Source organism: Mesorhizobium sp. M1182 (genome assembly GCF_040318335.1).
GTDB lineage: Bacteria > Pseudomonadota > Alphaproteobacteria > Rhizobiales > Rhizobiaceae > Mesorhizobium.
Genome location: NZ_JAMYMD010000035.1, coordinates 25,863 through 42,058, shown reverse-complemented (window position 1 = coordinate 42,058; position 16,196 = coordinate 25,863). Strand labels below are relative to the sequence as shown.

Sequence of the window (16,196 nt, the reverse complement as noted above, 5' to 3'; positions counted from 1 at the left end):
CGGTGTCAGGCTTCCGGCACCCGTAACGGCTGTGAAACGCCTTGCGCCAGCGCGTGCTATCGGGCAAACCGGCGTTCCTTTCGCGATTTTTCCCGCCCGGGGTCTTCCATGTCCACACAGGTTTCGCCGCTCGCGCCGAAGAAATATCCCAAGATGCCGGTGATCGAGGGCGTGCGCATCGCCACCGCCGAGGCCGGCATAAAATACAAGAACCGCACCGACTTGCTGGCCATGGTGTTCGACGCCGGCACCACCGTCGCCGGCGTGTTCACCAGGTCGAAATGCCCTTCGGCGCCGGTCGATTTCTGCCGGCAGAACCTCGTGGCTGGCAAGGCACGCGTGCTGGTGGTCAATTCCGGCAATGCCAATGCCTTTACCGGCCAGAAGGGCCGCGCCTCGACGGCACTCACGGGCGAGGTGGCGGCGAAAGCGGCCGATTGCACAGCGGGCGAGGTATTCCTGGCCTCGACCGGCGTGATCGGCGAACCGCTCGACGCCGGCAAGTTCAGCCATCTGCTGGCCGGTCTGGTCAAGGACGGCAAGCCGGAATTGTGGACCGAAGCCGCCAAGGCGATCATGACCACCGACACCTATCCCAAACTGGCGACCGCGACGGTCAAGCTCGGCGATGCCGACGTCACCATCAACGGTATCGCCAAGGGGGCCGGGATGATCGCGCCCGACATGGCGACGATGCTTTCCTTCATCGCCACCGATGCGCCGATCGCAGCACCGGTGCTGCAGGACCTCCTGTCGCGCGGCACGGCCAAGACCTTCAACGCGGTTACCGTCGACAGCGACACCTCGACCAGCGACACGCTGCTGATGTTCGCCACGGGTGCTGCCGCCAGGCGCGGCGCGCCGGCAATTTCCGACCCCAAGGATGCGCGCCTCGGCGCGTTCCGCCGTGCCCTCGGCAAGGTGCTGAAATCGCTGGCACTACAGGTGGTGCGCGACGGCGAGGGCGCCCGCAAGCAGGTCGAGGTCACCGTCACCGGAGCCAAATCGGCCCGCTCGGCCAAGCGCATCGCGCTGTCGATCGCCAATTCGCCGCTGGTCAAGACGGCAGTCGCCGGCGAGGACGCCAATTGGGGCCGCGTCGTCATGGCTGTCGGCAAGGCCGGCGAACCGGCCGACCGCGACCTTCTGTCGATCTGGTTCGGCGACAACCGCCTGGCCTATCAGGGCGAGCGCGACGCCGCCTATTCCGAGGAGGCGACTTCGGCGTATATGAAGCGCGACGAGATCCGCATCCGCGCCGACATCGGCATCGGCCGCGGCAAGGCGACGGTGTGGACCTGCGATCTCACCAAGGAATATGTCGCCATAAACGGCGATTATCGGAGCTGATGGCGTTGGCTTCCAGACATCCGGCAAGCGTGTTGGCGATCGTGCGCCGCTATGAGGCGGCCGGCTTTCGCGCCTGGCCGGCGGCCGCCGTCCATTATGACGGCACCTGGGTGGTTCGGCTGACGGCCGGCCACCCGGCCAAGCGGCTGAACTCGGTCAATCCGCTCGATCCGGGCGACATCCAGCACATTGCCGAGCGCATCGGTCGCGCCAGCCGCCGCTTCGACGCGTATGGCAGGCCGCTGACCTTTCGCATCTCACCGCTGTCGGGGCCTGATCTTTCGAAGTACCTCGACAGCGAAGGCTGGAGTACGTTCGCGGAGTCGCTGGTCATGCGGCTGCCGCTGGCGGACGCCGCGCTCGACGATGCCATGGACCAGATTCCGTTGAAGGACATCAGCCGTTTCATCGGCGCGGCGCTCAAGGTGAGCGGCTCGGATGTGTCGCTGCGTCCGGGCCTGTCGGAGATCATCGGCGCCATCCAGCCGGAGGCCGGGCTGTTTGCGCTGGAGGCCGGCAGCGAACCGCTGGCAACGTTGATCTGCGTGCATGACGGCGACCTTGCCGGCCTGTTCGAGATCGCCACTGACAGGTCGGTGCGCAACCAGGGCCATGGCCGCCATCTCATCCGGTCGGCGCTGAAATGGGCGCGGCTGCGCGGGGCGCGGGAAGCCTGGCTGCAGGTCGAGGCGGACAACGCGCCGGCGCTGGCGCTCTACCGTTCGCTCGGATTCGACGAAGTCTATCGCTATCGCTATCGCCGGCCACCCGGCGCATGAGCGGCTTGGATACGATCGGCAAACGCCTGCTCCTGGTCGCGGCCTGCGCGCTGGTCGATGCCGACGGGCGCGTGCTTTTGGCGCAGCGGCCCGAAGGCAAGCAACTCGCCGGCCTGTGGGAGTTTCCGGGCGGCAAGGTCGAGCCCGGTGAGACGCCGGAACAATGCCTGATCCGCGAATTGTACGAGGAGATCGGCATCGAAACCGACATCCCTTGCCTGGCGCCACTCACCTTCGCCAGCCATTCCTACGATGATTTTCACCTGCTGATGCCGCTGTTCGTCTGCCGTCGGTTCCGCGGCATTGCCCAGCCGAAGGAAGGCCAGGTGCTGAAATGGGTGCGGCCGCGCCAGATGCGCGATTTTCCAATGCCGCCGGCCGATGCCCCGCTGATCCAGTTCCTCATCGATCTGCTGTAGCGGCCGACCTGCCGTAAATCGGGCAGCGCCGCAACGCGCCGGCAGCAGCGTTAATGAAAGATTTATCTGACCGTGAAAAATTGACGCTAGGCGGTTTCGCCGATTCCACCGCTGGGGAGCGATTTGCATGAGCCTTGAAAAGGACTGGGACTCGCCTTGGCCCGACCGCCTTCCTGGCGCCGCCAATGCCGGCATGGGAATATTGCGCATCGCTCTCTTGTTCGGCTCGGCCGCGGTGGCTCTGGCCTTGATCGCGACGCCCTACCTCGACAGCCGGACCCGCTCGCAGTTTGCCCGCGACGGGCTGGATACGATGAGCACCGGCTCGATCGGCCAGCGCGACAGCTATACGCTACGCAAGAGCGTGCTGCAGCCGCTGCCCAGTTCGGTCTGCGTTATACGGGCCGATGGCAGAAGCAGCGGCGACTGCTGATTCCTCAACAGATCTCCAGGATTCGGCTGTTTCCTAGGGCCAAAGCCCAATCAGCCCCTTGAAGGGAGGGCGCTTTCCTGATTCACCAGCGGGTGTGGATCAGGAGGAGCAGTATGGCTTTGTTTTGGCTATCGGACGAAGCATGGGCAACGATCGAGCCGCACTTGCCCAAGAACCAGCCTGGTGCGCGTCGCGTGGACGATTGTCGGGTGATTTCGGGTATCCTGCACGTGCTGAAGGTGGGTTGCCGCTGGTGTGATTGTCCTGCCGATTATGGTCCCTCGACCACGGTTTACAATCGCTTCAACCGCTGGTCGCGACGAGGCTTCTGGCTGAAGATGCTTGATGCGCTGGTTCAGGCCGGCGCAGTGACGAAAAGCACCGCGATCGACAGCACCTACGTCAAAGCCCAGCGGGCGGCATTCGGCGCAAAAGGGGGCGCCAAGCGCAGGCCATCAGCCGTTCGCGCGGCGGTTGGACAACTAAGGTCCATGCACTCACAGACGTCGTCGGCCGCCCCTACGCGTTGATGTTGACGGCAGGAAACGTCAGCGACGTGAAGGCAGCGCCAGCCCTACTCGAACGCGCTGGCCCGATGCGCTACCTATTGGGCGACAAGGGCCACGATGCGGATCGACTGCGCCGTTCACTGCGCGAGGGAAAGACTACGCCGGTAATCCCGGGACGGCGCAATCGAAAGAGAGCAATCCGTTACGACCAAGAGCGATACCGTGGACGACACTTGATCGAGAACGCCTTCTGCCGCCTAAAGGATTTCCGCCGCATCGCCACCCGCTACGACAAACTCGCCACCAACTTCCTGTCTGGGGTGGCATTGGCTACCATGATCTCGTTCTGGCTTTGAGAGGCGACGAAATGCTCAATCCGGCGATGAACAACACAAAATGGGATGAGCTTCGGCTAGAAATGTACGCGCTCACGCCGCCACCATCTTGGAGCACGCTTTCCACAAACGGCTACCACTCACAGCCCGACCGCGAGTGGTTCTACCACTTCAGCGAGGGCGGATACGAATCCATCCTTCACTTAGACATTCAGGTCGAAACGCCCGCCCAGCGAGAACTTGTCCGCTCGGCTCTCAAGAAGGTGCATGTGCCCGGCGAGGAAATGCCTGACGGCTTTCGCGTGTTCGGTTATCTTCAGGATGGTCAGGCCGCCGAGTTTATATGAGGTCTTCGTTGCTGACCTGATCGAGTCTGGACCCTAGAATGCAGCTGGTTCCTAGAATGCAGCTGGTTCACCGCGCGTTAAGCCTGTCGCATTAACCTTTCTTAACGGGTCGGCGCTAGGTTCGGGCAAGAGGGATAGGCGCCCATGAAAATGTTGCTGCAACGATTTTTAGAAGACGAGAGGGGTGCGACGGCTATCGAATATGGTTTGATCGTCGCCGTTCTGTCGCTTGCCATTGTCGCTGGTATTGGCCAGGCTGCCGGCGCCATCCAGTGGTTGTTCAGCGACAACAGCAGCAAGCTTGCCAACGCTTTTGCACAGTGACCTGCTTAGCTTTTGCGTGGGATACGCTTAGCTTTTGCGCAAGGATGCGCTCAGGGGCCGCCGGGGTTTTCCAGGATTGTCTTCAGCGATATTTTTGCGGAGCCCGGCTTCAGCGGCTTTTGCTGAGAGGCATCGGGCGCCCAGCCTGACATCCAGACCACCGAGAAACTCGCCCTGACGCGGCCATCGGCATCCGAAAACCGCTCCGCATAGATTTCGGCGGCGCGCGCGAACAGCGCTCGCGTGCCCGGCCGCCTGCTGCGGTCGACAAGCGCGCTGGTCTCGCCCATGGCGCGCAGATCGGCGACCAGGCCAAATAGCGAATCGTAGCGCACCGTGATCGTCTCGACGTCGGCAACTGGCAGTGCCAGGCCGGCGCGCTGCAGCAGCGCGCCGGCGTCGCGGACGTCGGTGAACGGGATCACACGCGGGCTGGCGCCGCCATAGAGTTCGGTCTCGGCGGCAAGCAGGCTTTCGCGCAGTTCGGAGAGCGTGCCTGTGCCGGCGAAGGCGCCAAGGAAAAGCCCGTCCGGCTTCAGCGCCCGGCGGACCTGCACCAGCATGCCGGGAATGTCGTTCATCGCCTGCAGCGACAGCAGCGAGACTGCGAGGTCGAGGCTTTCCGGCTCGAATGGCACGGTTTCCAACGGCGCCAACAGTCCTGGCTGGCCACCCAGGAAAGCGGCGTCGGCCTCGACGCGCACGTTTTCCGTCACCTTGCCGCTTTCGGCGAGCACCTCTGCTGCTGCCGGCGTCTGGCAAAACAATGAGGCCGCCTTGCCGAACCTGCGTTCGACGGCGCCGAGCCGGTCGGCAAGATCCTCGGCCGCACGCCGCATGAGGAAATCCGCGCTGGCGATGGGGCGGGCCAGTGCCCGGCGCTTGCGCGCCAGCCAGAGCGAGGTGTCAATTACAGGCTGCAATGGGCAGGTCCTTGTGCTTCGCTCTCTGATATAGTGATGCGGAGGACCAACCACGTGGCCGATCCCATGCCAGAGATCAAGCGTATTGCGATCAAGAGCATTGCCCGCAAGGCATTGGGCTGGCCAGCGCGCCTCTTGTTCCCGCCCGTCTGTGCCGGCTGCCGCCGCCATGTCTCGCAGCCCGGCGTGTTGTGCGGCGCCTGCTGGCCGAAACTCAGGCTGCTGGAACGGCCGTGGTGCCCGGTGATGGGCACGCCGTTCACCCACAATATGGGTGAGGGTTTCCTGTCGGCGGAGGCGATAGCCGACCCGCCGCCGTTCGAGCGCGCGCGGGCGGCGGTCGCCTATTCCGGCGTTGCCCGCCAGATGGTGCAAGGGCTGAAATACCAGGACCGCACCGATCTGGCGCCGTGGATGGCGCGCTGGATGCTTCGCGCCGGTGCCGAGCTCATCGCCGAGGCCGATGTGGTCGTGCCGGTGCCGCTGCACTGGCGGCGTTTCTTCAGGCGGCAGTTCAACCAGTCGGCGGAACTGGCGCGGGCGGTGGCGCAACTCGGCGAGCGGCCTTTCGCGCCATCAGCCATCAGGCGCGTCAAACTCACGCGCCAGCAGGTCGGGCTGGAGCGGCGGGAACGCGAGGAAAATGTTCGCGCCGCATTCAAAGTGCCTGATGAGGCGGAGATCGAAATCACCGGCCGCCGGGTGCTGCTGATCGACGACGTCTACACCACCGGCGCCACCGTCCGCGCGGTCGCCAAGGCGTTGAAGAAGGGCGGCGCCGGCGCGGTCGACGTACTGACCTTTGCGCGTGTGCTGCCGGGGGACTTTCGGGCCGACGAATCGGCGCCTATATAGCCTAGGAACGAGGCAGGATTGCTGACCGATGGTCGATGTGACGATCTACACGCGGATGATGTGCGGCTATTGCACCGCGGCCAAGCGGCTGCTCGATAGGAAGGGTGTGACCTACACCGAGCACGACGCCTCCTTCTCGCCGGAGCTGCGCCGGGAGATGATCTCCCGCGCTCACGGCCGTTCCACCTTTCCGCAGATATTCATCGGCGACACGCATGTCGGCGGCTCTGACGATCTCCACGAATTGGAGGCGGAAGGACGGCTGGACACATTGCTCGCCAACGGCTCGGCCAGATAAGGACATGACTATGGGTGGTTTCAAGGCGGCGGCGATCCAGATGCGTTCGGTAACCAGCCCGGAGCGCAATGCGGTCGATCTGGAACGGCTGGTGCGCGAGGCGGCAGGCCTTGGCGCGACCTATATCCAGACGCCGGAAATGACCGGCGCGCTGATCCGCGACAGCCAGGCACGGGCCGCTTCCTTCACCTCCGAGGACAAGGACATCGTCGTCTCGACGTCGCGGCGGCTGGCCAAGGAGCTCGGCATTTTCCTGCATATCGGCTCGACCGCCATTCTGCGCGCCGACGGCAAGCTTGCCAACCGCGCCCTTCTGTTCGGGCCGGACGGCGCCACGATTGCCACCTACGACAAGATCCACATGTTCGACGTCGATCTCGACAATGGCGAGAGCTGGCGCGAATCCGCCGCCTATGAGCCTGGCACCGAGGCCGTCGTCGCCGAAGTCAATGGCGCGAAGGTCGGCTTTGCCGTCTGCTACGATCTGCGCTTTCCGCAGCTGTTCCGTGCCGAGGCGCTGGCCGGCGCCGATCTGCTTTCGGTGCCCGCCGCCTTCACCCGCCAGACCGGCGAAGCGCATTGGCACGTGCTGCTCAGGGCGCGCGCCATCGAGAACGGCGCCTATGTGGTTGCCGCCGCGCAAGGCGGCGTGCACGAGGACGGCCGCGAAACCTATGGCCATTCGCTGATCGTCGATCCCTGGGGCCGCATCGTCGCCGAAGCTGCGCATGACGAGCCGGCGGTGATCGTCGCCGAGATCGACCCGGCGCAGTCAGTCGCTGCGCGCAAAAAGATACCGAATCTCAAAAACGCACGCGATTTTGCCGTAAACGCCGGTTCGGCGGAGGCAATTCCGCTCAGGGGTGCCGCCTCTTGATCCGCTTTTCCCTGATCTGCGAGCACGAGCACGAGTTCGAGGCCTGGTTCCGCAGCAACGACGATTTCGACACCCAGAAGAGGCGCGGTTTCGTCGATTGCCCGGCCTGCGGCTCGCACAAGGTCGACAAGGCGCTGATGGCGCCTGCCGTCTCGACCGGGCGCAAGCGCGAAAGCATCGCGCTGGCCATGGGCGAGGCGCAGAAGCAGGCGCTGGCGCAGCTCAAGGCCCTGGCCGACAAGGTGCGCGAGAATGCCGACTATGTCGGCGACAAATTTGCCGAGGAAGCGCGCAAGATCCATTTCGGCGAAAGCGATCCGCGCGGCATCTATGGCGAGGCGACGCTGGACGAGGCCAAGAGCCTCGCCGAAGACGGCGTCGAGTTCATGCCTATTCCAAGCTTCCCCGACGACCGCAACTGAGGAAAGTCTTGCCCCATCCGGAGAAGACTGAAAAGCGGCGTGGTTCAGAGGTAGTGATCCGTGTTTTCAGCTGGTTGGCTATAAAGTCGATCGATAAGAGGACGATCGATGGGTTGCCAGTTTTCTATAATGGCGAGAGCGGTGGGAAAGATGCAGATAAGGTTGCCGCCGCGCTGCGGTTGATTCAAGAATTTGACCCTATTCGATACAGCCGTCTGGTCCGCGATCTCAAACGGATCTGGATTACAATCAATCTAGGTGCCGCTGCGCAATTTGTGAAATCGACTTCGACTTGCGAGCTTGATCGGCGATTTGTTCTAGGCGAGCACACGCTGACCGACCAGATCGCCAGCGCGATAGTGCATGAGGCGACGCATGCGCGTCTCCATCAGCGAGGCATTGGCTATGAGGAGGAATTGCGCCACCGGGTGGAGTGGGTTTGCATGAGACGTGAACTGGCTTTTGCGGCGAAACTGCCGGACGGGGCGAGTATTCGTCAATGGGTCGAAGCTCGACAAACGGAACCCTCGGATTTTTCCAATGTAGCGATGAATGGTCGGCAAATTGATAGCGCGCGTGATGCCTTGCTCCATCTCAATGCTCCAGGTTGGCTGGCAGACTTGATCGTCTTTTTCGCCCGGCGGCGATATCAGAGGCGTATCAGGCGACAAGAAGCTGAAGCGCATTTCGACAAGCGAAAATGATGCTCCGTTTCGCTTGTGGGGATTCGCTTCCGCCCAGAGCGGCGATGCCGCCGCCCCTCGCACAAGCGTCCGCAGTTTCAGGCCGAGCAGCAAGGATGGGGCTCGCGGGCAATCGTTTCGCTGCTTCTTTCATGCCCACTGCCTGACGGGCTTGCTTCACTTGACGGAGTTGCTTCCGCATAGGCTGCAAACTGGCGTTCAAGCGCCTTGACTGCACTGCTGCGCCAGCCCTCCGCCAGGGATTCCGACATGGGATCGGGGAAGATTTCCTCTTCGCCGTTCTCCACGCCGTCCAGGATCGCCCGCGCGACAGACTCCGGAGAGGCTTTCGCGATGTCCAGGCCCCGTGTCATGTCCGTGTCCACCGGGCCGGGAAGGACCCTGTGGACGCTGACACCCCGTCCGGCCAAAAGGGTGCGCAACGACTGCGACAGCGAGAACGAGGCCGCCTTCGAGACCGAGTAGGCCGGACTGAACGGCACGGCGGCAATCGAGGCCAGCGACAGAATGTTGACGATGGCTCCCCGCGACCGGGCGAGCAACGGCAGCAGAGCCTGGGTAACGTCGTACGAGCCGAAGAGGTTTACGGCGAGCTGTTGTTCGAGCACACGACGGTCGCTGAGGTCATCGATGGGCGATACGCCGGCGTTGTTGATGAGGATATCGAGAGCATCGATCTTCTCGACGGCCTCCCGGATCTGCGCAGCGTTGGTCACATCCATGGTCAGGGACGTCACACGCCGGTCCGGATGAGCCATCGGTTGGCGGGTTGCGGCATAGACGCGCTTTACGCCTCTGCTCAGGGCTTCCTCGACCAGTGCCCGACCGATGCCCCGATTCGCTCCAGTCACCAGGATGGTTGTACCTTCGATCTTCATTGCGTCTCTCCTAATGCTTATCGTTGTGTTCGAGCGTTGGCGCGCCGCAACTCAGGTTGGCTACAGTCGCCGTTGTCGATACGACTGGTTGGTGAGATGGACTTAGCGCCGGGCATCGAAGCCATGGGAGTGACAAGTGTGACGGGATTCCGATGGACTCGCTGATCACGGCCGCGGCGCATGCGCTTGCGACGGGCGATCCGCTCGGCGCCTTGAAGCGGGTTGCGCTGCGCGACGATGCGCCGGCGCTGGCGTTGCGCGGTATCGCGATGGCGCAGCTTGGCGACCTGGTTCGGGCGAAGGTTCTTCTCAAGAGGGCGGCGCGCGCATTCAGCCCGAGGGAGGCCGTGGCCCGCGCGCGGTGTATCGTCGCCGAGGCCGAGATCGCGCTCGTCTCGCGCGACCTTACCTGGCCGGCCAAGGCACTCGACGCCGCACGGGCGACGCTCGAAAAGCATGGCGACCGCGTCAACGCCGCGCATGCGCGCAACCTCGACGTTCGGCGCCTGCTGCTGATCGGCCATCTCGACGAAGCCGAGCGCAGGCTGGACGGCTTCGATCCGTCGCCGCTGCCGCCGGCATCGCGGGCCGCCCACGAGCTGGCTGTCGCCGGCATCGCCATCCGCCGCTTGCGGACCGGTCCTGCGCGCGCCGCGCTCGGGCTGGCGGCGCGGGCGGCGCGGGCGGCGGGCATCCCCGCGCTGATCGCGGAGGTGGAGAGCGCATCGCTGGTGCTGGACACGCCGGCCGCGCGCCTTGTCGCGCGTGGCGGGGAACGGCCCCTCCTGCTCGATGAAGTCGAAGCGCTCCTGGCGTCGGGGGCGCTCGTGGTGGATGCATGCCGCAATGTCGTGCGTGTCGCAGACACCGTCGTCTCGCTGGCGACCCGCCCGGTGCTGTTCGCGCTGGCCCGCGCGCTGGCCGAAGCCTGGCCGGGGGACGTGGCAAGAGCGACGCTCATTGCGCGCGCTTTCCGCGGAAAGGACGCGGACGAATCACATCGCGCACGATTGCGCGTCGAAGTCGGGCGGCTTCGCGCGGAGCTTCGGAGCTTGGCGGATGTGAGCGCGACGAAGCGGGGCTTTGCGCTGGCCCCGCGCCGCGCAGGTGAGGTCGTCGTGCTGGCGCCACCCGTCGAAGAAGAGCATGCCGCCGTGCTCGCCTTCCTCGCGGACGGCGAGTCTTGGTCGAGTTCGGCCCTGGCGATTGCGCTTGGAGCCAGTTCGCGTACCGTGCAGCGAGCGCTCGAGCAGCTCGCCCAGGCCGGCAAGGTGCAGTCGTTCGGCCGCGGACGGGCGCGTCGCTGGATGACCCCGCCGCTGACGGGTTTCCCGACAATCTTGTTACTCCCCGGCCCACTGCCGGGCTACTAGGATGGAATTATGGAACGATCCGCAGCCGAAATCCTTCGAGAATATGGACCCTTTCCGGGTGTCGACCACGTGGACGGCGTTACCTTCGACGGTGAGCATGTCTGGTTTGCCTCAGGCGACAGATTGAACGCCTTCGATCCGGCGAGCGGCAAAGTGGTGCGCTCGATCGACGTCGCGGCACACGCCGGAACGGCCTTCGACGGCCAGCACCTCTATCAGATCGCCGAGGATCGCATCCAGAAGATCGATCCGAAGAATGGCCAGGTGCTGGCGACGATCCCGGCGCCCGGCAATGGCGGTGATTCCGGGCTCGCCTGGGCCGAAGGAACACTCTGGGTCGGGCAGCATCGGGGCCGAAAGATTCATCAGGTCGATCCCGAGACAGGGGCAATTCTTCGCACCATCGTTTCCAACCGCGTCGTCACCGGCGTCAGCTGGGTCGACGGCGAGCTGTGGCATGGCACCTGGGAGGGTGAGGAGAGCGATGTCAGACGGATCGATCCTGAAACGGGAAAGGTCCTTGAGAAGCTCGATATGCCGCCGGGAACAGGCGTGTCGGGGCTCGAATCCGATGGCGGCGACCAGTTTTTCTGTGGCGGCGGAAACAGCGGCAAGATCAGAGCTGTTCGCCGGCCCAAACGAGGCTCGGCGACCAGGATCTGAGTTTTTGCCGTCCGTAGCCGTTTGACCATTCGAGCTAACTGGTTTTTGCGGTTTTTAGCCCGGTGGTCCGAACCAGGTGTTCATCGCGTCTTGAAGACCATCCTGCGTCCTGTCGCCTACCCAAGCAACATATCCGTCGGGTCGGATTAAAACTGCGGTTGGAGCGGAGACCAAACCTAGCGCAGGCAACTCCCATGGATCGTCGCATTTGGCGTAAACCAACTTAATGCGGTCTGACCACGGCTTGATGTCGAGGCTGCCCGGCGCGTCGAGATTCAAGAGCACTGGCCGCGCATTTTGGAGGAGCGCAAATACGCGCATGGGACCATCAGGCGTGGCCAGGTCGAGGTCGGGCATGCGGCGGCCGACCAGCGGATGCGCCTGGCCGAGGTCGTAATGGATACCAAGTCCGGACATCTCGGCAGCGATCCGTTTGCGAGGCTCCTCCATCCTAAGGAGCTCTGATACGATTTCACGCAAGGCTTCAGTGCGATCATCAGTACGTTGCAATGCGACCTGTGCCATTGTCGTACGCAACACGCGGGCCGCAACCGGATGCCGCTCGATGTGATAAGTGTCGAGCAAGCGTTCAGGCGATGTTCCTTTCACCACTTGGGCCAACTTCCAACCGAGGTTCACCGCATCCTGCACACCGATATTGAGGCCTTGTCCGCCCACCGGGGAATGCACATGGGCGGCATCGCCCGCTAGGAGAACCCGGCCCTTGCGGTAAGCCGCCGCCTGCCGCGACATGTCCGTGAACCTGGAAATCCAGGTTGGGCTATGGATTCCGTAATCTGTTCCGCATGCGGCGACGAGCGCTTCGCGGAGATCGCGCAGCGTGGGTTCGGTCGTGGCGCCGACATTCTTTTCAGTGACCATGACGCCTATGGGACCTTTACCGGCAAAGACGACCTTGCCGTCACGAATTTCGTACTCTTCCCTGCCGAAGGCATGGATGCCAAGTGCGGTGCGATGAATGCCCAGTGGCGGCTCCTCCGCCATCTCGGCCTCGGCGAGGATGCTGCTGGTCGTCGCATCCCATCCTCGAAACTCAATGCCAGCAGCTTTGCGGACCAGACTGCGGCCTCCATCACACCCGACGAGATAGCTTGCCCGCAGCGACGCACCATCGGACAGTTCGATGGTGACGCCGGCGTCGTCCTGCACGAAACACATCAATTCACGGGCGCGATAGATCGGCACTGCCAGCTCGCTGACCCATCCAGCGAGAATGCGCTCAATGTGTTTCTGTCTCAGCGCCAGCCCGTAGTTGTGGCGGGTCGGAAAATCGCTGATGTCTAAACGCATCGCCGCGAATCCCGTGACTTGGGCTATTTGTCCTTCGGCGAGGAACCGGTCCGCGATGCCGCGCTGATCGAAAACTTCGAGAGTGCGTGAACTCAGACCTCCAGCACGCGAACCGGCAAGCTCCTGGTTCGGGCGGCGTTCGACAATGGCTACGTCGATGCCTGCCAACGCCAACTCGCCTGCCAGGGTCAGGCCCGTCGGACCTCCTCCGGCAATCACGACTGCATGTTCTGTCATCGGCAAACTCCCCTGGCAGTTACGACTCCCAATCAATGATCGCAGAGTCCCAGTGGTTGCCGTTTGGGTTAGTTCAGGCTCGCTATCAATTTTTCGAGCAGGCGTGCGAGCATGATCTGCTCCGGGCGTGCTAACCCAGAAAGTATCTGGTGCTCGTTGGCGACGTGAGCGGTAACCGCCTCGTCAATCAACGCCAGACCCTTTTTAGTCAGTTGCACGACAATGCCGCGGCGATCGTCGGGGTGCGGCCCGCGCTTGATCAGACCGGATTTCTCGAGCCGATCGAGGCGATTGGTCATCGCGCCCGACGTTACCATCGTCGCCTCGTAGAGAGCCGTCGGCGTCAGCGCGTATGGCGGCCCGGAACGACGCAGCGTCGCCAGCACATCGAATTCTCCGGATTGCAGCCCGTAACTTGCAAACAGCGGCGCCAGCCGCTCTCGTGCGATCAGCGAGGCGGCCTCGTTCAACCGTCCGAGCACGGCCATCGGCGAGACATCGAGATCCGGCCGTTCCTTTTTCCATTGCCCGATCGCTTTTGCTGCGCGATCCATGTCTCTCACCGTTATGTATCTTGACGTGAAGAATCTTTACCTTATCTTACCTCAGCTTGCGATATTGGCCAAGTGCCGCGAACGGGCGACGGGACGGTGCGATGAAATTTCTCTGGGACTCGGCGCTTGGCCTTCTGGTCGTCACCGGTGGACTGCTCGGCCTGACGCTGCCGTTCGGCAAGATCGCGACGGCGGCCGGCGTGGCCGCCATGGTCTGGGCCTTCGTCATCTCGCTTGGTGCCGGCGGCGTGCTTTTGTGCGCATTGCTGCTCAACGGGAAGCGCATGCGGCTTACGCCGCACAGGCTGCGCTATTTCTTCGTCACCGCGGCCGTCTCATATGCAATCCCCAATCTGCTGATGTTTTCAGCCATTCCGCATCTGGGCGCCGGCTACAGCGGCATCATGTTCACGCTGTCGCCGGTCGTCACGCTGGTGTTCTCGATGCTGCTCGGCGTCAGGCGCCCGACCATGCTGGGCATCGTCGGCATAGTCGTCGGTTTCGTCGGCGCAGTCATGGTGGCGGTGACGCGCGGCGAAGCGGGCCAGCCGGCCGAATTTTTCTGGGTTGCGATGGGCCTGCTCATCCCGGTCAGCCTCGCCGCCGGCAACATTTACCGCACCGTCGACTGGCCCGAAGGCACCGGCCCGATCGAGCTCGCCGTCGGCAGCCATCTGGCAGCAGCCTTGATGCTGGTTGCCGGCATTCTGGTCCTGCTTGGCGGCAATGCATTCGGCTCGCTCGGCGGCGTGCCGCTGGTCGCTGCGGCACAGGTGGCATCAGCCTCGGCGATGTTTGCCTTCTTCTTCCGCCTGCAAGCGGTCGGCGGCCCGGTCTATCTCAGCCAGATCGGCTATGTCGCGGCGGCGGTCGGGCTGTTTGCCGGGACCCTCTTCCTCGGCGAGCGCTATCAACTGCTGACCTGGGCCGGTGCCGTCATCATCACCGCCGGCGTGTTCATCACCACCAAGGCGCAAAGCCAGAGGCCATAGAGGCCAGAAGGCGTAAGCTTCAGACGGATGCCTTCTCCGCCAGCACCATGTAGTTGACGTCCATGTCCTTCGAGCGCTGCCAGCGGTCGGCGAGCGGGTTGTAGGTGACGCCGGTGCGGTCGATGACGGTCAGGCCGGCGCCGGCAAGCGCCTTTTCCAGTTCCTCGGGGCGCACCAGCTTGCCGAACTGGTGGGTGCCGCGTGGCAGCCAACGCAGCACATATTCGGCGCCGATGATGGCCAGCCCCAGGGCCTTCAGCGTGCGGTTGATGGTGGCGACGAACATGATGCCGCCGGGCTTTACCATCTCGCCGCATTTGGCCAGGAACAGATCGACATCGGCGACATGCTCGACCACTTCCATGTTGAGGATGACGTCGAATTTTTCGCCGGCATCGGCAAGGTCTTCCGCGGTCGTGGCGCGATAATCCACGCTCACGCCGACTTCCGCCGCATGCAGCTTGGCCACTTCGATGTTGGTGGCGGAGGCATCGGCGCCGACCACTTCGGCGCCAAGCCGCGCCATCGGCTCGCACAAGAGCCCGCCGCCGCAGCCGATGTCAAGGAAGCGCAGGCCTTCGAACGGCCGTGCCGCACGCGGATCGCGGCCGAAGCGGGCCGCCACCTGGTCGCGGATATAGGCAAGCCGGATCGGGTTGAACTTGTGCAACGGGCGGAACTTGCCGTTCGGGTTCCACCATTCGGCGGCAAGGGCGGAAAAGCGTTCCACCTCTCCGGCATCGATCGTCGATCGTCGGGGCTCAGGCATGGCGTGGTCTCCTCGGACGCTAGGAAGTCGGGCGCGAGGCTGCGAATGTCAAGGCGCGAAATTCACCGCCGGCGGTGCGATGCGCGCGATGCCTTCCGGCGCCGCCTTTTGCCGGCTGCATTTGTGTCAGCACGTGTCAGTTGATGGTGTGCCGGAAGGAAACGCCTAGGCTTTGGCGGACGAAGCAGAGACATCGGGTTCGGAGGAGTGCGCAATGATGCGAGCGGTTGCTTCCATTCTTTGGCGCCGGCTTGACCAGGAAGGCCACGACGCTTGCCTTCTGTCGGAAGCGAGTTCCGGGTGGAACCTCAGGGGACACGCGCTTTTCGTCCAGGACGGCGAGCCGTGCAGCATCGCCTACGAGGCGGACTGCGACGCCGATTGGCATACACGATCGGCGCGCGCCGACGGCTTTTTCGGCACGCAACAGCTGCATTACAGGATCGACCGGCTGACCGAGCGCCAATGGACGCTGAACGGCGAGCATCAAGCGGAAGTCGACGGTCTCATCGATGTCGATCTCGGCTTCACGCCCGCCACAAACCTTTTGGCGCTTCGCCGCTTTGCCCTCGATGTCGGTATGGCGACGCCCGCGCCGGCAGCCTATCTGACATTTCCCGAACTCAGGCTCGTTCGCCTCGAGCAAACCTATCAGCGCGTCGATGCTGCACATTACGCCTATGCCGCCCCGATGTTCGGCTACCACGAGACACTGGAGGTCTCGCCGCTCGGTTTCGTCCTCGACTATCCGCGCCTGTGGCAGGCCATCGTGCGGACGGGCTGAACCGCCCGCGTTGGGAGTGCAGCTGGCCGGTGTGGCTTAACGGCAAATTTACGATATTGG

The 16,196-nt window shown here is 63.6% G+C and carries 21 protein-coding genes; 16 read left to right on the top strand and 5 right to left on the bottom strand.

Going from position 1 to position 16,196, the window contains the following annotated elements; genetic code table 11:
* Window positions 1-108 precede the first annotated feature (108 nt).
* From argJ to NKH33_RS27680, 7 genes are all read left to right on the top strand, one after another.
* Window positions 109-1,350: a bifunctional glutamate N-acetyltransferase/amino-acid acetyltransferase ArgJ gene (gene argJ, locus NKH33_RS27710; RefSeq protein WP_352471333.1), complete on the top strand. Its 1,242-nt coding sequence runs from the start codon at window positions 109-111 to the stop codon at window positions 1,348-1,350.
* Complete coding sequence (locus NKH33_RS27705; protein WP_352471332.1) at window positions 1,350-2,129, top strand: GNAT family N-acetyltransferase; 780 nt, start codon at window positions 1,350-1,352, stop codon at window positions 2,127-2,129. The genes argJ and NKH33_RS27705 overlap by 1 nt, the downstream gene beginning before the upstream one ends.
* Window positions 2,126-2,548, top strand: a complete 423-nt coding sequence (locus NKH33_RS27700; protein WP_023677979.1) for a (deoxy)nucleoside triphosphate pyrophosphohydrolase — start codon at window positions 2,126-2,128, stop codon at window positions 2,546-2,548. Before NKH33_RS27705 ends, NKH33_RS27700 begins: the two co-directional genes overlap by 4 nt.
* A gap of 127 nt (window positions 2,549-2,675) precedes the next feature.
* Complete coding sequence (locus NKH33_RS27695) at window positions 2,676-2,981, top strand: hypothetical protein (protein WP_023677980.1); 306 nt, start codon at window positions 2,676-2,678, stop codon at window positions 2,979-2,981.
* A 113-nt stretch (window positions 2,982-3,094) separates the two neighbouring features.
* Window positions 3,095-3,846 (top strand): IS5 family transposase gene (locus NKH33_RS27690; protein WP_502904841.1). Its coding sequence is split into 2 segments (ribosomal slippage): window positions 3,095-3,445 and window positions 3,448-3,846, totalling 750 coding nucleotides; the frame shifts between segments, so codons are not numbered across the junction.
* Window positions 3,847-3,857: 11 nt separating this feature from the next.
* Entirely contained in the window at window positions 3,858-4,172 is a 315-nt protein-coding gene (locus NKH33_RS27685) for a DUF6678 family protein (protein WP_352471331.1), read from the top strand.
* 144 nt (window positions 4,173-4,316) lie between these two features.
* Window positions 4,317-4,496, top strand: a complete 180-nt coding sequence (locus NKH33_RS27680) for a Flp family type IVb pilin (protein WP_023677981.1) — start codon at window positions 4,317-4,319, stop codon at window positions 4,494-4,496.
* A gap of 50 nt (window positions 4,497-4,546) precedes the next feature.
* Here NKH33_RS27680 and NKH33_RS27675 read toward each other — a convergent pair whose 3' ends face one another.
* Window positions 4,547-5,419: a methyltransferase domain-containing protein gene (locus NKH33_RS27675; RefSeq protein WP_352471330.1), complete on the bottom strand. Its 873-nt coding sequence runs from the start codon at window positions 5,417-5,419 to the stop codon at window positions 4,547-4,549.
* 54 nt (window positions 5,420-5,473) lie between these two features.
* Between NKH33_RS27675 and NKH33_RS27670 the strand changes: the two genes are divergently transcribed.
* Genes NKH33_RS27670 through NKH33_RS27650 form a run of 5 tightly spaced genes read left to right on the top strand, consistent with a single transcriptional unit; the run spans window position 5,474 to window position 8,575 of the window.
* A complete protein-coding gene (locus tag NKH33_RS27670) occupies window positions 5,474-6,274 on the top strand; it encodes a ComF family protein (RefSeq protein WP_352471329.1) in 801 nt (266 codons plus the stop codon).
* Window positions 6,275-6,302: 28 nt separating this feature from the next.
* On the top strand, window positions 6,303-6,572 hold the full coding sequence (gene grxC, locus NKH33_RS27665; RefSeq protein WP_352617227.1) for a glutaredoxin 3: 270 nt from the start codon (window positions 6,303-6,305) through the stop codon (window positions 6,570-6,572).
* Between the two features lie 10 nt (window positions 6,573-6,582).
* Entirely contained in the window at window positions 6,583-7,449 is an 867-nt protein-coding gene (locus tag NKH33_RS27660) for a carbon-nitrogen hydrolase family protein (RefSeq protein WP_352471326.1), read from the top strand.
* Window positions 7,446-7,871: a DUF1178 family protein gene (locus tag NKH33_RS27655; RefSeq protein ID WP_352471325.1), complete on the top strand. Its 426-nt coding sequence runs from the start codon at window positions 7,446-7,448 to the stop codon at window positions 7,869-7,871. Before NKH33_RS27660 ends, NKH33_RS27655 begins: the two co-directional genes overlap by 4 nt.
* 8 nt (window positions 7,872-7,879) lie before the next feature.
* Window positions 7,880-8,575: a hypothetical protein gene (locus tag NKH33_RS27650; protein ID WP_352471324.1), complete on the top strand. Its 696-nt coding sequence runs from the start codon at window positions 7,880-7,882 to the stop codon at window positions 8,573-8,575.
* 77 nt (window positions 8,576-8,652) lie between these two features.
* Here the strand turns inward: NKH33_RS27650 and NKH33_RS27645 are convergent, their stop codons facing one another.
* Window positions 8,653-9,453: an SDR family NAD(P)-dependent oxidoreductase gene (locus NKH33_RS27645; RefSeq protein ID WP_352471323.1), complete on the bottom strand. Its 801-nt coding sequence runs from the start codon at window positions 9,451-9,453 to the stop codon at window positions 8,653-8,655.
* 152 nt (window positions 9,454-9,605) lie between these two features.
* On the opposite strand from NKH33_RS27645, the gene NKH33_RS27640 reads away from it, so the two are divergent.
* Both NKH33_RS27640 and NKH33_RS27635 read left to right on the top strand, forming a co-directional pair.
* Complete coding sequence (locus NKH33_RS27640) at window positions 9,606-10,826, top strand: helix-turn-helix domain-containing protein (protein WP_352471322.1); 1,221 nt, start codon at window positions 9,606-9,608, stop codon at window positions 10,824-10,826.
* A gap of 9 nt (window positions 10,827-10,835) precedes the next feature.
* Complete coding sequence (locus NKH33_RS27635) at window positions 10,836-11,489, top strand: Vgb family protein (protein WP_352471321.1); 654 nt, start codon at window positions 10,836-10,838, stop codon at window positions 11,487-11,489.
* A 54-nt stretch (window positions 11,490-11,543) separates the two neighbouring features.
* Here the strand turns inward: NKH33_RS27635 and NKH33_RS27630 are convergent, their stop codons facing one another.
* Together NKH33_RS27630 and NKH33_RS27625 are read right to left on the bottom strand one after the other, a co-directional pair.
* Window positions 11,544-13,037, bottom strand: coding sequence for an FAD-dependent monooxygenase (locus NKH33_RS27630; protein ID WP_352471320.1), 1,494 nt, complete (start codon window positions 13,035-13,037; stop codon window positions 11,544-11,546).
* Window positions 13,038-13,105: 68 nt separating this feature from the next.
* Window positions 13,106-13,591, bottom strand: a complete 486-nt coding sequence (locus NKH33_RS27625; RefSeq protein WP_352471319.1) for a MarR family winged helix-turn-helix transcriptional regulator — start codon at window positions 13,589-13,591, stop codon at window positions 13,106-13,108.
* Window positions 13,592-13,692: 101 nt separating this feature from the next.
* Here NKH33_RS27625 and NKH33_RS27620 point away from each other — a divergent pair, with 101 nt between their 5' ends.
* Entirely contained in the window at window positions 13,693-14,583 is an 891-nt protein-coding gene (locus NKH33_RS27620; RefSeq protein ID WP_352471318.1) for a DMT family transporter, read from the top strand.
* Window positions 14,584-14,602: 19 nt separating this feature from the next.
* On the opposite strand, the gene ubiG is transcribed toward NKH33_RS27620, so the two are convergent.
* Window positions 14,603-15,352, bottom strand: a complete 750-nt coding sequence (gene ubiG / locus NKH33_RS27615) for a bifunctional 2-polyprenyl-6-hydroxyphenol methylase/3-demethylubiquinol 3-O-methyltransferase UbiG (RefSeq protein ID WP_254816707.1) — start codon at window positions 15,350-15,352, stop codon at window positions 14,603-14,605.
* A gap of 214 nt (window positions 15,353-15,566) precedes the next feature.
* Between ubiG and NKH33_RS27610 the strand changes: the two genes are divergently transcribed.
* A complete protein-coding gene (locus tag NKH33_RS27610) occupies window positions 15,567-16,136 on the top strand; it encodes a putative glycolipid-binding domain-containing protein (RefSeq protein WP_352542483.1) in 570 nt (189 codons plus the stop codon).
* Window positions 16,137-16,196: the final 60 nt, after the last annotated feature.

Excerpts from the sequence above, each read along its gene's own strand:
- NKH33_RS27610 (WP_352542483.1), top strand. The coding sequence starts at position 15,567 with ATGATGCGAGCGGTTGCTTCCATTCTTTGGCGCCGGCTTGACCAGGAA.
- NKH33_RS27630 (WP_352471320.1), bottom strand. The coding sequence starts at position 13,037 with ATGACAGAACATGCAGTCGTGATTGCCGGAGGAGGTCCGACGGGCCTG.
- NKH33_RS27660 (WP_352471326.1), top strand. The coding sequence starts at position 6,583 with ATGGGTGGTTTCAAGGCGGCGGCGATCCAGATGCGTTCGGTAACCAGC.
- argJ (WP_352471333.1), top strand. The coding sequence starts at position 109 with ATGTCCACACAGGTTTCGCCGCTCGCGCCGAAGAAATATCCCAAGATG.
- NKH33_RS27700 (WP_023677979.1), top strand. The coding sequence starts at position 2,126 with ATGAGCGGCTTGGATACGATCGGCAAACGCCTGCTCCTGGTCGCGGCC.
- NKH33_RS27625 (WP_352471319.1), bottom strand. The coding sequence starts at position 13,591 with ATGGATCGCGCAGCAAAAGCGATCGGGCAATGGAAAAAGGAACGGCCG.
- NKH33_RS27685 (WP_352471331.1), top strand. The coding sequence starts at position 3,858 with ATGCTCAATCCGGCGATGAACAACACAAAATGGGATGAGCTTCGGCTA.
- NKH33_RS27680 (WP_023677981.1), top strand. The coding sequence starts at position 4,317 with ATGAAAATGTTGCTGCAACGATTTTTAGAAGACGAGAGGGGTGCGACG.
- ubiG (WP_254816707.1), bottom strand. The coding sequence starts at position 15,352 with ATGCCTGAGCCCCGACGATCGACGATCGATGCCGGAGAGGTGGAACGC.
- NKH33_RS27695 (WP_023677980.1), top strand. The coding sequence starts at position 2,676 with ATGAGCCTTGAAAAGGACTGGGACTCGCCTTGGCCCGACCGCCTTCCT.
- NKH33_RS27645 (WP_352471323.1), bottom strand. The coding sequence starts at position 9,453 with ATGAAGATCGAAGGTACAACCATCCTGGTGACTGGAGCGAATCGGGGC.
- NKH33_RS27635 (WP_352471321.1), top strand. The coding sequence starts at position 10,836 with ATGGAACGATCCGCAGCCGAAATCCTTCGAGAATATGGACCCTTTCCG.
- NKH33_RS27705 (WP_352471332.1), top strand. The coding sequence starts at position 1,350 with ATGGCGTTGGCTTCCAGACATCCGGCAAGCGTGTTGGCGATCGTGCGC.
- NKH33_RS27620 (WP_352471318.1), top strand. The coding sequence starts at position 13,693 with ATGAAATTTCTCTGGGACTCGGCGCTTGGCCTTCTGGTCGTCACCGGT.
- NKH33_RS27640 (WP_352471322.1), top strand. The coding sequence starts at position 9,606 with ATGGACTCGCTGATCACGGCCGCGGCGCATGCGCTTGCGACGGGCGAT.
- grxC (WP_352617227.1), top strand. The coding sequence starts at position 6,303 with ATGGTCGATGTGACGATCTACACGCGGATGATGTGCGGCTATTGCACC.